The organism is Kribbella sp. CCNWLW201, from assembly GCF_037203805.1.
In the GTDB taxonomy this organism is placed as follows: domain Bacteria; phylum Actinomycetota; class Actinomycetes; order Propionibacteriales; family Kribbellaceae; genus Kribbella.
In genome coordinates this window covers 706,014-718,878 of the sequence record NZ_JBBCBQ010000002.1, presented here as the reverse complement: position 1 = coordinate 718,878, position 12,865 = coordinate 706,014, and the positions used below count along the sequence as shown (strand labels likewise).

At 68.0% G+C, this 12,865-nt stretch carries 12 protein-coding genes; 4 read left to right on the top strand and 8 right to left on the bottom strand.

From position 1 onward, the window contains the following. Nucleotides 1-32: 32 nt before the first annotated feature. From V9K99_RS13195 to V9K99_RS13180, 4 genes are all read right to left on the bottom strand, one after another. Nucleotides 33-2,450, bottom strand: a complete 2,418-nt coding sequence (locus V9K99_RS13195) for a glycoside hydrolase family 2 protein (protein ID WP_337001816.1) — start codon at nt 2,448-2,450, stop codon at nt 33-35. A 65-nt stretch (nt 2,451-2,515) separates the two neighbouring features. Further along, on the bottom strand, nt 2,516-3,124 hold the full coding sequence (locus V9K99_RS13190) for an SGNH/GDSL hydrolase family protein (protein WP_337001818.1): 609 nt from the start codon (nt 3,122-3,124) through the stop codon (nt 2,516-2,518). Further along, the gene (locus V9K99_RS13185) at nt 3,121-4,218 is read right to left on the bottom strand and encodes a Gfo/Idh/MocA family protein (protein WP_337001820.1); all 1,098 of its coding nucleotides are present in this window, start codon (nt 4,216-4,218) and stop codon (nt 3,121-3,123) included. The genes V9K99_RS13190 and V9K99_RS13185 overlap by 4 nt, the downstream gene beginning before the upstream one ends. A 76-nt stretch (nt 4,219-4,294) precedes the next feature. Next, nucleotides 4,295-5,044, bottom strand: coding sequence for a sugar phosphate isomerase/epimerase family protein (locus V9K99_RS13180; protein WP_337001822.1), 750 nt, complete (start codon nt 5,042-5,044; stop codon nt 4,295-4,297). 439 nt (nt 5,045-5,483) lie between these two features. Between V9K99_RS13180 and V9K99_RS13175 the strand changes: the two genes are divergently transcribed. Continuing rightward, nucleotides 5,484-6,497 (top strand): LacI family DNA-binding transcriptional regulator, encoded by a 1,014-nt coding sequence (locus V9K99_RS13175; RefSeq protein ID WP_337001824.1) that lies wholly within the window; start codon nt 5,484-5,486, stop codon nt 6,495-6,497. Between the two features lie 54 nt (nt 6,498-6,551). Here the strand turns inward: V9K99_RS13175 and V9K99_RS13170 are convergent, their stop codons facing one another. From V9K99_RS13170 to V9K99_RS13160, 3 genes are all read right to left on the bottom strand, one after another. Continuing rightward, the gene (locus V9K99_RS13170) at nt 6,552-8,651 is read right to left on the bottom strand and encodes a molybdopterin-dependent oxidoreductase (RefSeq protein ID WP_337001826.1); all 2,100 of its coding nucleotides are present in this window, start codon (nt 8,649-8,651) and stop codon (nt 6,552-6,554) included. 105 nt (nt 8,652-8,756) lie between these two features. Further along, on the bottom strand, nt 8,757-9,269 hold the full coding sequence (locus V9K99_RS13165) for an AAA family ATPase (RefSeq protein ID WP_337001828.1): 513 nt from the start codon (nt 9,267-9,269) through the stop codon (nt 8,757-8,759). 81 nt (nt 9,270-9,350) lie between these two features. Then, complete coding sequence (locus tag V9K99_RS13160; protein ID WP_337001830.1) at nt 9,351-9,950, bottom strand: TetR/AcrR family transcriptional regulator; 600 nt, start codon at nt 9,948-9,950, stop codon at nt 9,351-9,353. A 79-nt stretch (nt 9,951-10,029) separates the two neighbouring features. Between V9K99_RS13160 and V9K99_RS13155 the strand changes: the two genes are divergently transcribed. From V9K99_RS13155 to V9K99_RS13145, 3 genes are all read left to right on the top strand, one after another. Continuing rightward, nucleotides 10,030-10,572, top strand: coding sequence for a 2TM domain-containing protein (locus V9K99_RS13155; protein ID WP_337001832.1), 543 nt, complete (start codon nt 10,030-10,032; stop codon nt 10,570-10,572). A gap of 106 nt (nt 10,573-10,678) precedes the next feature. After that, nucleotides 10,679-11,320, top strand: coding sequence for a Pr6Pr family membrane protein (locus V9K99_RS13150; RefSeq protein WP_337001834.1), 642 nt, complete (start codon nt 10,679-10,681; stop codon nt 11,318-11,320). Nucleotides 11,321-11,325: 5 nt separating this feature from the next. Next, on the top strand, nt 11,326-11,976 hold the full coding sequence (locus V9K99_RS13145) for a hypothetical protein (protein WP_337001836.1): 651 nt from the start codon (nt 11,326-11,328) through the stop codon (nt 11,974-11,976). Between the two features lie 175 nt (nt 11,977-12,151). Here V9K99_RS13145 and V9K99_RS13140 read toward each other — a convergent pair whose 3' ends face one another. Further along, the gene (locus V9K99_RS13140) at nt 12,152-12,724 is read right to left on the bottom strand and encodes a transglycosylase family protein (RefSeq protein ID WP_337001838.1); all 573 of its coding nucleotides are present in this window, start codon (nt 12,722-12,724) and stop codon (nt 12,152-12,154) included. Between the last annotated feature and the right edge of the window lie 141 nt (nt 12,725-12,865).

Genomic DNA, 12,865 nt, shown 5'->3' with positions numbered 1-12,865 from the left:
CCAGACTGCCACCTTTCCGGGGTCGCCGAGCGTCAGCCCACCAAGTCGTTGGCCGATCGTAGGACGGGCACGCCAACGCTGGTCGGCGCCTCGGACGCGGTGACGTGGAAGGTGTGGGACTCGCCGGCGGAGAGGGTGACGAGGTTGGAGGCGACGCGGGCCGCTGGGTCGAGGCGGTCCGGGAAGAGGGCCAGGTCCTTGGTCAACGCCGTTGCCGTGACGGTGACGTCGTACCCGTTCTCCGTCTTGGTGACCGAGGCGGCGTAGGCGTTCTTGTCCAGGCGGAGCTTGGTGTCCTCGACGAAGTACCAGTACGCCGTGCTGCCGTCGGCGCCTCGGACCTCGACGTACTCACGCGTCGGGTCGGTTGGCCTGGTGATGGACTCAGGTAGCGAGCTGGTCGTCGCGGATCGCGGCTCGACCTCCAGGACGAAGGTTTCGCGCGCGAGGGTGTCAGAGCCGGTCGACCTGCGAGTGACTGTGACCTCGGTCGACCAGGTCGTATCGGTGTCGTTGTGAGCGGCAACCACCAGCTCGTTGTCCCGTGGCTGGACGGTCAGCAGACGCTCGGCGTACACACGCTTCAAGGCGAACCACAGCGGCTTGCGGATTCCGTGACCGTCGACGGCGGCCCAGGAGACGACCGGCCAGTTGTCGTTCAGTTGCCAGACGACCGCGCCGGTGTTCAACGGGTACAGACTGCGGAAGTGTTCGATGCCGAAGGCAATCGCCCGCGCCTGGTTCAGCTGGGTGGTCCAGTGCCAGTCCTCGATGTTCTTCCACTTCGGCAGGTGCTCGCCGAGGCCACGCTCCAGCTTGAGGTTGCCCTCGAACGCCTTCTGGTGCACGAGCATCTGCTCGCCGTACGGATCCAGCGGCTCGTCATGCACGACCGAGGTCAGCGTCGACCAGGCCGGCGGTCCCTGGAACCCGAACTCCGACACGAACCGCGGCTTGTACTTGCGGTACGTCGTGTAGTCCACCTGGTTCCAGACGTCCCAGATGTGCATGGTGCCGTGGCGCTCGTCGTTCGGGTGGATGAACCGGTCGAACGAGTACGGGCTGCCCTGCGAGTACGGCGTCCGCGGGTCGAGCTCGGCCACGATCCGGGGGAGCAGGTCGAAGTAGTACCCCGCGCCCCACGGCCGGCCGGCGAGCGGGACCCGCCACCCCCACTCGACGTACCCCCAGATGTTCTCGTTGTTGCCGTTCCACACCGCGAGACTCGCGTGCCGGCTCAGCCGGGTGACGGCCTCCCGCGCCTCGGCCTCCACCTCGGCGGCCAGCGTCTCGTCCTCCGAGTACGCCGCACAGGCGAAGAGGAAGTCCTGCCAGACAAGGACTCCCTGCTCGTCGCAGATGTCGTAGAAGTCTTCGCTCTCGTAGATCCCGCCGCCCCAGACGCGCAGCAGGTTCATCCCGGCGTCCAGCGCGTCCTGGATGCTGGTCTCGTACGTCGAGCGGTTCAGCCGGGTCACGAACGCGTCGTCGGGGATCCAGTTCGCGCCGCGGACGTAGATCGGCTTGTCGTTCACCGACAGCATGAACTGAGTGCCGTGGTTGTCCGGGGCAACGTTCAGCGAGACGGTCCGGAATCCGACCCGGCCCTGCCAGCGGTCCTCGTGCACCGAGACCGTGACGTCGTACAAGGGCTGTTCGCCGTGCCCGCGCGGCCACCAGCGATCGGCCGCGTCGACTGTCGATGTAAGTGCGGCTGAAACGGTGCCAGCGGCAACAGTTAGCTCGGTGATCGTCCCGCCGACCTCGACAGTGGCAGTCACGTCCTTGCTGAAGCCGTCGGACCACGCCAACGTTAGCTCGGTGTTCAGCACGCCGTTGGCCCCGTCGAGAGAGGCGAGTGGACGGACCGAGTCGATCCGGACGCCGGACCACGACTCGATCCGGATCGGCCGCCAGATCCCGACCGTCGCCACATCCGGTCCCCAGTCCCAGCCGTAGTTGCTGGCCATCTTCCGCAACGCGTTGTACGGATGGAGATTCGTGTGCGGCCAGGTCCCGTACCCGGCCGACACCTCCTCGGCCGTGGTCACCGGCGCGGCGAACTCGATCACCAGTTCGTTGCCCTCAGCCACCAGTAGCCCGGTGACATCGAACCGGTAGGACCGGTGCTGGTTCGCGGTCCGGCCGAGCTGCCGGCCGTTCAGCGTGATCGTCGCGACCGTGTCCAGGCCGTCGGCCACGAGCTCCTGAACGGCGTTGCCATCCGCGGTCCAGTCGAACGTCGTCCGGTAGCTCCAGTCGGTCCGCCCGATCCAGGCCAGCGCTGACTCGTTGTCCCCGTCGAACGGATCCGGGATCTCGCCGGCCGCGAGCAGGTCGGTGTGTACCTCACCCGGAACGGTCGCGGGGATCGGTGCGCGCTCGAGCGAACGCACGGTCCAGGCGGCGCCGCCCTCGGTGGTCAGCGGGACTGCATGCACGGATGTCACAGGAGCTCTCCAAAGTGAACCGGTTTAGTTTGCGCACACCACACCCTGGGCCGGGAACGGTGCCTTCAGTCTTCCAGTACGACCCGTCGCCACAGGTCGGCGATTGCGCGGTGCCCGGTGGCGGTCGGGTGAACCCCGTCGTCAGCCAACGCCGCTGCCCCGAGACTCGATGCCTGCCGGTTCAGCTCGACATCGGCCGGCACCAGGATGGCGCCGTACTCGACAGCCAGCTTGCGGACGACGTCGAGCTTGGGATCGAGATCCTCCCGCCACGCATCCTGCCCGTCCTTCACCGGCAGCAGGAACGGCTCGACCAGTACGACGGGACACGTGAGCGGATCCAGCAGCGCCCGGTACGACGCCTCGAACGACTCGGTCGTGGTCGGGTCGTCCTCGTCGTACCGGCGCCAGGTGTCGTTGATGCCGATCAGGATCGACACCAATGACGGCTCGTGCGCGAGTACGTCGGTGGACCACCGGCGGACCAGGTCGACGGCACGGTTGCCGCTGATCCCGGCGTTGACGATCCGCGGCCGGCGCGGCGCGAGGTCGTCGTACAGGTCCCGTACGTACCCGTTGCCGAGGCCTTCGGGGTCGGTCCGGCGACCGCAGTCGGTGACGGAATCCCCGGCGAACACGACGGTTCGCCGGGGATCCAGCAGTAGTGATGTCACAGGGTGGCCGCGTGCACGTCCCAGTCGTCCGGCAGGATCGCCGCGACCTCGACCGTGCTGGTGACGTCGACGAATGCGCCGGTGTCGATGGAGTCGGTGATGGAGGCCATCACGTCGACGATGTGGAACGCCAGTGCGCCGGTGGCCCGATGCGGCCGGTTCTCCCGGATCGCCCGGGCCATGTCCAGCACTCCGGTGCCGCGCTCGGCCGACGCCTCGGTGTTCGCGATCGTCTCCCAGTCCTCCGCACCACGGCGGCGGATCTTGATCTCCCCGTCGAACCGGTTCGGGTCCGGTACGGCGAGAGTCGCCTCGGAGCCGGTGATCTCGACCACCCCGGCCCGCGGCAACGGCGAGTCGAAGCTGAAGATGCTCTGCGACGACTGCCCCGACTCGAACCGCGCGATCGCGCTGACATGCGTCGGCACGGTCACGTCGAAGTCGGTGCCCGCGAGCGGACCCGACCCGATCGTCCGCTTCTCCCGCGACTTCGACCCCAGCCCCGCCACTGCCGCGACCGGTCCGAACAGCTGGACCAGCGTGGTCAGGTAGTACGGGCCGATGTCCCAGAGCGGACCCGCGCCCTCCTGGAAGAGGAACGCCGGGTTCGGGTGCCAGGACTCCGGACCGGGGGACTGCATCAGGGTCAGCGCGGTCAGGGGCTGGCCGATCTCACCGCGCTCGATGATCCGGCGCGACTCCTGCAGGCCCGGCCCCAGGATGGTGTCGGGTGCGCAGCCGAGCCGCAGACCCGCGTCCTGGGCGGTGGACAGCAGCTTCAGACCGCTCTCCTGGTCGAGCGAGAACGGCTTCTCACTCCACACATGTTTGCCGGCGGCAACCGCTGCCAGGGCGACCTCGACGTGGGCGATCGGGATGGTCAGGTTGACCACGATCTCCACGTCCGGGTTGCTCAGCACCGCCTCGGGGCCCCCGTGGGCCTCGATGCCGTACTGCTCGGCCTTCTCCTTCGCGGCCTCCGGCCGAAGGTCGCCGATCGCGACAACGGCTAGATCCCGGAAACTCTGCATGCTCTTGATGTAGGCGTCGGAGATGACCCCCGCGCCGATCACACCTACGCCGACTGCACTCATCGACGTCCTCGCTTCGCTCCGGGCGCCGATGAGGCACGAAGCACGCTGTGTTTGATGATGAACTCGCTCCGCTCGTTCATGCAGGTGCGCCCTCTCCGGTCAGGAACTTGTAGCTGCCCTCGACCGCGTCGAAGATCTCGCCGCTGAAGTCGTCCAGCTCGACCACGCGCAGCGCGGCCGGGACCGCGGCCAGGATGTCCGCGACCGCGATGGTGCCGTCGCCGACCGCAACCTGGGCCTTGTTGTCCAACGTCCCGTCGCCGTCCTTGACGTGGATCGCCTTCACCCGGTCGCCGAACTTGGCCAGCAGCGCCGGTACGTCGGCACCGCCGACGGCGGCCCAGTAGGTGTCCACCTCGAGGATGACCTCGTCGGACAGGTTGTCGACCAGGATCTCGAGCGCGTGCACGCCGTCCACCTTCGACTCGAGCTCGAAGTGGTGGTTGTGGTACCCGACCGTGATGCCGTGGTCGGCGGCCTCGACGGCGGCCTTGTTCAGGGCGTCAGCGGTGGCCTTGATGTCGTCCACGGCCTGCCACTGGGCCGGGTCGACGAACGGGTCGATGACGGTGCTGATCCCGAGCCGCTTGGCGGCGGCGTAGATCGGGGCACTGTCCTCACGCAGCAGGCCGGCGTGCGTGGTGGGCGCCGAGAGGCCGTACTTGGGCAGCGCCTCGGCCAGGCGATCCGCGAAGGCGGTGACACCGAAGGGCTCGACCTTGGTGTAGCCGATCTCCGCGATCCGGGCCAGGGTGGCGTCGAAGTCCTCCTCGAGCTTGGACCGGACCGTGTACAACTGGAGGGACAGGTTGTCCACTGCGACCATGGTTTCTCCTCGTCGCCGACGCCTCGCCCGCTGCCCTGGGCTCCACGCCGACTTGATTGCCGAACCGGTTAAGTAACGACGGCAACCGTATCCCAATCGGCCCCACCCCCACCACCCTCAGCCCAACCACTGGGCGGTCACAACCCCCCGCCTCCGCGGGCCCGGCGAGGTTGCCCCCTCAGCTGAGGGGTTGCCCCCTCAGATCCCCAGCGGGCAACCCCCCACCTGAGGCGGCAACCCCCAATCTCAGTGGGCAACCCCCAATCACCGCGGCCAACCCCCGCGGGTTGGGGGTTGTCCCCCGAGGTGTGGGGTTGTGGATTTGATCAAAGTATTACTCTCTGCGGTTGAGTGATGACACGGCGTAGAAATCGGCGCACACTGAAGGATTCCGGACCGACCGTCAGCGGTCCGGCCGCCCGTTTCGAAGGAGGCCGTCGTGCCCCGAGTCACGATCAAGGAGATCGCCCGTCGGGCAGGCGTCTCCAAAGGCGCGGTGTCGTACGCGCTGAACAACCAGCCGGGGGTCTCCGAGGCCACCCGCGCGCGGGTCCTGAAAGTCGCCGAGGAGCTGGAGTGGGTGCCCAACCGGGCCGCCCGGCAGCTGTCTGCGGCGCGCAGCGAGACGTTCGGGCTCGTCCTCGCCAGGACCGCGAAAACCTTGAGTGAGGAACCGTTCTACATGGGCTTCGTCGGTGGCGTGGAGTCCGTGCTGGCCGGGAAGTCGTACGCGCTCGCCCTCCAGGTCGTGGCGGATCTGCCCGAGGAGTTGGCGACGTACCGGAAGTGGGCCGCGGAGCGCCGGGTCGACGGCGTGATCGTGGTGGATCTGCGCGTCGACGACCCGCGGATCCCGTTGCTGCGCAAGCTCGGCCTCCCCGCCGTACTGGTCGGCGATCCGTCGCTCGCCGACGGGATGACCTGCGTGTGGACCGACGGGACGTCGGCGATGAACGCCGCGGTCGAGCACGTCGCGTCCCTCGGGCATCGCGCGGTCGCCCGCGTCGCCGGTACGCCGGAACACGGCCACGTCTGGATTCGGGACAAGGCGTTCGCGACCGCGAGCCGCCGGCTGAACCTCGACGTCCAGGTCGTGCACACCGACTTCTCCGCCGAGGAAGGCGACGCGGCGACGCGTGCCCTGCTGACCGCCGACGTTCGGCCGACCGCGATCATCTACGACAACGACCTGATGGCGGTCGCCGGCCTGGCCGTCGTACAGGAGCTCGGACTGCGGTCGCCCGACGACGTCACGCTGGTCGCCTGGGATGACTCGACGCTGTGCCGGCACACGCATCCGACCCTGACCGCGATGAGCCACAACATCATCGCGTACGGCGCCGCCGTCGCCTGCCGCCTCCTCGACCTACTCGAAGGCGCCCGCCCCCAACCCCACCTCTACTCCACCCCACTCCTCATCATCCGAGACAGCTCCGGCCCACCCCCGACCTGACTCACAACGTCCGAAGAAGTGTGGGTTATAGGCCACACTTCTTCGGACGTAATGTCAGGGTGAGCAGGCGGTGACGGTGACGGGGACGCCGTTGAGGGCGGCGGTGCCGGCGATGGTGTCGGTGAAGTCGGCGTCGGTGACGTCGTTGGCGCTCGGTCCGGCGACCTGGTTCGCGACCGTCAACCGGGCGCCCGCCCGGCCGTGACCGAAGCCGTGCGGCAGGCTGACCACGCCCGGCATCATGTCGTTGCTCGCGGCAACCTCTACCGCGACGGTGCCGGCCGCCGAGCTCACGTTGACCAGCTGGCCGTCGGTCAGCTCGCGCTTGGCCAGGTCGTCCGGGTTCATCAGCAGCTGGTGCCGCGGCTTGCCCTTCACCAGCCGGGCCGAGTTGTGCATCCACGAGTTGTTGTTGCGCAGATGCCGGCGGCCGATCAGCAGCAGCTCGCCGTCGTACCCGGTGGCCAGCGATTCCAGTCGGGGGAGATCGTCGAGGATCATCCGCTGGGCGAGGTCGATCCGCTTGGTCTTGTGATGGAGCGCCCCGGGAAGCGCCGGCTGCAGCGGTCCGAGGTCGATCCCGCCCGGCGTCTTCCGCAGTTTGCGCAGCGACAGCCGGTACGGCCCGATCCGCAGTCCGACGTCGACGATCCGGCGCGGCGACATCCGCATCCGCGCCGACACCATCACCTTCCGGCGACTCATCGGCGTACCGCTCAGCAATCTCAGCGCGAGATCGCGGAAGATCTCCCAGTCGTGCCGAGCCTGTGGCGGCTTCGGCAGTACGGCGTCGTTCCAGCGGGACGTGTTGCGTACGGCGAGCTGGTGGAAGATCACGTCGTAGTGGTCGCGCTCGAGTGGCGGAGCCGGCGGCAGGATCACGTCGGCGTGCCGGGTGGTCTCGTTGATGTACGGGTCGATGGCGACCATGAAGTCCAGTGTGTCCAGGGCCTCGTCGAGTTTGCGGCCGTTCGGCGTCGACAGCACCGGGTTGCCGGCGATCGTCACCATCGCGTGGATCTGGCCGTCGCCGGGCGTCAGGATCTCCTCGGCCATCGTCGACGCCGGCAGCTCACCGCCGAACTCCGGCAGCCCACGGACCCGGCTCTTCCACACCCCCATGTGCCCGCGTCCGAGACCGAGCAGGGCGGGCACGGCCGGCCGCGGGAACATCGTCCCGCCGGGTCGGTCGAGGTTCCCGGTGATGATGTTCAGCACCTGGATCGCCCACTGACACACCGCCCCGAACTGCTGCGTCGACACCCCGACGCGTCCGTAACAGGCCGCCCGGTCAGCGGTCGCGAACTCTGTCGCGATCCGCCGGATCACGTCCGCCTCGATCCCGGTGATACCGGCCGCGCGTTCGGGGGTCCACGGCTCGACCGCCTGCTCGACCGCCTCGAGACCATCGACGTACGACGCCGTCCGCGCATGCCCGTCGGCGATCACCTGGTGGATGAGCGCGAGCAGGAAGGCCGCGTCGGTCCCGGGCCGGACGAAGTGGTGCTCGTCAGCGACCGCGGCAGTCTCGGTCCGCCGGGGATCGATGAGGACGACCTTGCCGCCGCGCTTCTGCACCTCCTTGAGCCGCCGGCCGAAACCGGGTGCGGTCATCATGCTGCCGTTCGAGGCGAGCGGGTTGGCGCCGAGCATCAGCAGGTACGACGTCCGGTCGATGTCCGGGACCGCGATCATCAGCTGATGCCCGTAGAGCAGGTACGACGCGAGCATGTGCGGAAGCTGGTCGACCGAGGTGGCGCTGAACCGGTTCCTGGTCCTCAGCTGTTTCACCATCGTCGGCATGTGGGTCAGCGCGCCGAGGCTGTGCACGTTCGGGTTGCCGAGGTAGATGCCGACCGCGTTCCGGCCGTGCTGCCGCTGGATCTCGGTGAGCTTCGAGACGACCAGGTCGTACGCCGCGTCCCAGCCGATCTCCTGCCAGCCGTCGGCGGTACGTCGTACCGGCGTGGTCAACCGGTCCGGGTCGTCCTGGAGATCGCGCAGTGCCACTGCCTTCGGGCAGATGTGACCGCGGGAGAGAGGATCCGACTCGTCGCCGCGGATGTCGGTGACGCGGCCGTCCTCGACCGTCACGAGCACACCGCAGATCGCTTCACACAGGTTGCACGAGGTCCGCCGTACAGTGGTCGCCATCCAGCCAAACTACCCCTGAGTAGCCTGTTTGGTCAGCCCCTTGCGCGGCGCCGGATCGCAGTCGAACCGGACCCCAGTCGAACCGGACCCCAATCGAAGCGGACCTCAGTCGAAGCGCGCCTCGTCGAGGCGGCCGAGGATGGCGTCGACGGTTTCCGGCGCGGAGAGGTCGGAGTTGTCGAGCCACAGACCGCGGCGCGGGCTGAACGCGTGCAGCTCGTAGTCGAGCTCGTCGACCAGGTGATGCGCCCCGCCGAGCCGGCTCGAGATGACCTCGGGGCGTGGCGTGAGTACGACGAGATAGCGCGGTCTGGTCCGGATTCCGTCGAGGAACTCACGCAGCAGTTCGCCGATCACGACGTCCTGGAGAACCACGGTGAAGCCGGCGTCGGCGTACCCGTCGGCGGCCTGACACGCGAGCCGGTAGCGCAACCGGAGTTGCCGCTGGGCCTCGGCGCTGTCGTCGGCCATCGAGGCCTGTCCGCTGACGATCATCCGGCGGAAGACATTGCCGCGGAGATGGACGCCGTACTGGAATCTCTCGGCCAACAATTGCGACACCGTCGACTTCCCGGCCGCCATGATTCCACTGACGACGAGCACCCCCTCGGACTCCATGCAGGTGATCGTGCCACGCGGGACAAGGTTTTAGTCCGGTCACGGCGATTCTTCTCGACAAAGCCCAGTTTGTAAGGGCTTTCAGGCCATCAGGGTCTCGATGTGATGCCGCAGGATCTGCCGCACCCGGGCCGGGGTGGTGCGCTCCGGCTGGATCGCCGCATGCAGGGCGAGGCCGTCGATCAGGGCATGCAAACGCTCGATTTCCCGGCGGAGTTCGAGATCTTCCCGGAGCGCGCCGGAATCGGCCAGGGATTGCAACAGGGATTCGCACAGGGAACGCAGTCCGTCGTGCACCTTGTCCACGTGTTCGTGCAGGCTGCCGCCGTCCGACTCCACCTGCGCCTGGGCCATGAAGGCCATCCAGACGTCGAACTCGGCACGGCGGTTGGCGTCGAGCGGCAGCGCCTCTTCGAGGTAGCGCAACGCGACCGCGGTCGCGTTGCCCTTCGGGTTCAGCGCGCTGACCCGCTCGGTCACCCGGCGAGTGACCAGGTCCATCGCGAAACTGAGCAGTCCCGCCTGGTCGGGGAAGTAGTAGCGGACGGAGCCCGCGGACCAGCCGGCCTCGGCGGCGATGGTCCGGACCGAGGCGGCCCGGATCCCGTCCCGGCGGACCACCCGCCAGAGCGCCTCGGCGATCTCCTCGCGACGGGTCTCGTGGTCGACGATCTTCGGCATGTGCCCTTTTTAGCACAGCCGTGTTAGAGTCGTTTTGTGACACGGTCGTACTGAATAAATCTCGGGAGGGTGAACCGCTGTGCTGCTCGCTGTGATCGCCGCGTGTGAGATCGGCTTCTGGGTCCTGCTCGCCGCCGGAATGACGACGCGCTACCTGCTCCGGCTGCCGAAGGTGGGGATGGTGCTGCTGGCCGGCGTACCGCTGGTCGACGTGGTGATGCTGGTCGCCAGCGTGATCGACATCCAGCGTGGTGGTGCGCCGTCGTTCAAGCACTCCCTGGCCGCGATCTTCATCGGCGTCAGCGTTGGCTTCGGTCACCAGACGCTGAAGTGGGCGGACAAATGGGCCGCGCACTACCTGGCTGGTGCGCCCCGTCCGGTGACGCCGCCGAAGGGTGGTCCGGAGCGGGCCCGCCGCGAGCGCGCGGGCTGGTACCGCCACCTGCTCGCGTACGTCGTCGGCTCCGGCATCATGCTCGCCCTCGGCCTCCTCTCCGGCCAGGGGTACGACGCCCTCCTCGGCCCCGCGTGGACCTGGACCATCGTCCTCGGCATCGACGCCATCGTCTCCTTCAGCTACACCTTCACCGGCGCCGAGCCCCGCGAGAAGCAGAACGCCTGACCGCGACTTTGTGCACCAGATGCGCCCCTCGCCGTACGCACACCGTGCACAAAGTCGGGCTTTCGACATCCCCGGGTACGGCGGTCGGGGGCCGTAGATTGCGGTTATGACGACTACGGGGCGTGGGTGGGCGGGGCTGACGGCGCTGCTCGTGGCGGTGGGGATCGTGGTGCAGTTGATCGTGACGGCGAACGGGAACGAGGGGTTCTTCCCGGACAACCCGGAGCGGGTGTTCAACGTGTTCGCGTTCTTCACGATCCAGTCGAACCTGCTGCTCGGCGGGACCGCGTTGATGCTGGCCCTGTCTCCGGATAGGCCGCGGAGCACGCTCTTCCGGACGTTGCGGCTCAACGGCGTTCTGTGCATCGCGGTGACCGGGATCGTCTACCACGTGTCGCTTGCTCCGCTGGACGATCTGTCCGGGTGGGCCGCGGTCGCGAACTTCTTGCTGCACACGGCGACGCCGGTGGCCGGCGTACTGGGCTGGCTGCTGTTCGGGCCGCGTGGGCGGACCGATCCGCGCATCGTCGCCTGGTCGCTCGTGTTCCCGCTGCTGTGGCTGGTGTTCACGCTGATCCGCGGCGAGTTCGTCGGGTTCTATCCGTACCCGTTCGTCGATGTCGCCGAGCACGGTTATCCACGGGTGCTGCTGAACTGTCTGCTGGTCGCGGTACTGTTCCTGGCTCTGGCGGCTGGGGCCACCACCCTCGATCGCCGGTTGCACCGGAAGACAACCGTCGAAAGGTAAGACCCGTGCTGGTGACCTCTCGCTCGTACGCCGAGTACGAAGCGATGTTCGACCTGACCGAACTCCCCGACTCCATCCTCGACTGCTGTGCGGGCGGTGCGAGCTTCACCGCCGAAGCCGCCGCCCGCGGCGTCGACGCGATCGCCGCCGATCCGGCGTACGAGCTCGAGCCGGCCGAACTGGTGGACACGGTACGGCGAAGCCTGCCGGCGACCGCCGGGATCGTCGACGAGCACGCGGGGAGCTTCGTCTGGCACTGGTACGGATCGCCGGAGCGGAAGGACCAGTTCAGGATCGAGGCGGCCGACGCCTTCCTGCAGGATGTGGCGGTGGCACCCGAGCGTTATGTCGCGGCGGGGCTGCCGGAACTGCCCTTCGGGGACAGGCGATTCGAGCTGGTGCTGTGCTCACACCTGTTGTTCACCTGGGCCGACAAGTGCGACCGGGACTGGCATCTTGCGTCGCTGCGCGAGCTGATCCGCGTCAGCAACCACGAGGTCCGCATCTTCCCGTTGGTCATGCAGGGAGCCGGTGATCCGGTGCCCTACCTCCCCGAACTGCTGGAAACTCTCGAAGGCGTCACCTGGGAGATCCGCAAGGTCCCCTACGAGTTCCAGGCAGGCGCCAACGAAATGCTCGTCCTCACGCGTACCTGACGTCTGGTGCCTCCCACCCGGTCGCGATCGCGGATGAGTCGCGCACTCACCCGCCACGAGGGGTGGGAGGCGCCAAACGTCAGGTGGGCACAGCGGTGCTACGTGTTGTTGCTGTGAGGGCCGGTCGGCGCGGCGGGAGGACGGTCTACCGCCGCACCGAACCGGTTGGAGGGTGTCAGCGGAGGTAGCGGCCGCACACCGGCCACGGCTGGGCGCCGCGCTGGGCGTACAGCTTCTTCGCGCGCATCAGCTGCTCGGCCGCGGACGCCTTCGCCGGGTTGCCGCTGCCGCCGACGCTGCGCCACGTCTGCAGGTCGAACTGGAAGAGCCCGTAGTAGCCGGCCGGGTTCACCGCGCGCGGGTTGCCACTGGACTCACACTGAGCGACCTTCCGCCAGGCGGCACTCATGCTGACGCTCGTCGAGGGGCGGTCGTCGGAGCGGCTGGTGCGGGCCTTGCGTTCGGTCGTCTTCCGGACCTTCTTGGTCTCGGTCTTCTTGGTGGTCACCTTGCGCGGGGCGGTGGCCTTCTTCACGCCGTCCAGCGTCAGGGTCTGCCCGATCAGGATCAGATCGGGGTCCTTCAGGTTGTTGATCTTGGCCAGCTCGCGCCAGTCGGCACCGTTGGCCTGAGCGATCTCCGAGAGGGTGTCGCCGGGCTTGACCGTGTAGTCGGTCGCGAACGCCGCGCCCGCGCCTGCGGCGGTGATACCGGCCCCGAGACCGGCAATGGAGAGGGTCCGAGCCACCCGGCGAGTCGTTCGCCGGGGGCGCGCATGTCGGGCTTTGGACATCAGTAGTGCGCTCCTCGTGAGCTTGGGCATGGTGGAACTCACCAGGCCCCCCGTGCAGGGGAGGGGCATCCGGGCAGGTCACAGGACAGCGTCCGA

Bases quoted from the DNA above. Each gene is read 5' to 3' on its own strand.
- V9K99_RS13185 (WP_337001820.1), bottom strand. From the start codon at position 4,218: ATGAGTGCAGTCGGCGTAGGTGTGATCGGCGCGGGGGTCATCTCCGAC.
- V9K99_RS13180 (WP_337001822.1), bottom strand. From the start codon at position 5,044: ATGGTCGCAGTGGACAACCTGTCCCTCCAGTTGTACACGGTCCGGTCC.
- V9K99_RS13170 (WP_337001826.1), bottom strand. From the start codon at position 8,651: ATGGCGACCACTGTACGGCGGACCTCGTGCAACCTGTGTGAAGCGATC.
- V9K99_RS13165 (WP_337001828.1), bottom strand. From the start codon at position 9,269: ATGGAGTCCGAGGGGGTGCTCGTCGTCAGTGGAATCATGGCGGCCGGG.
- V9K99_RS13160 (WP_337001830.1), bottom strand. From the start codon at position 9,950: ATGCCGAAGATCGTCGACCACGAGACCCGTCGCGAGGAGATCGCCGAG.
- V9K99_RS13150 (WP_337001834.1), top strand. From the start codon at position 10,679: ATGACGACTACGGGGCGTGGGTGGGCGGGGCTGACGGCGCTGCTCGTG.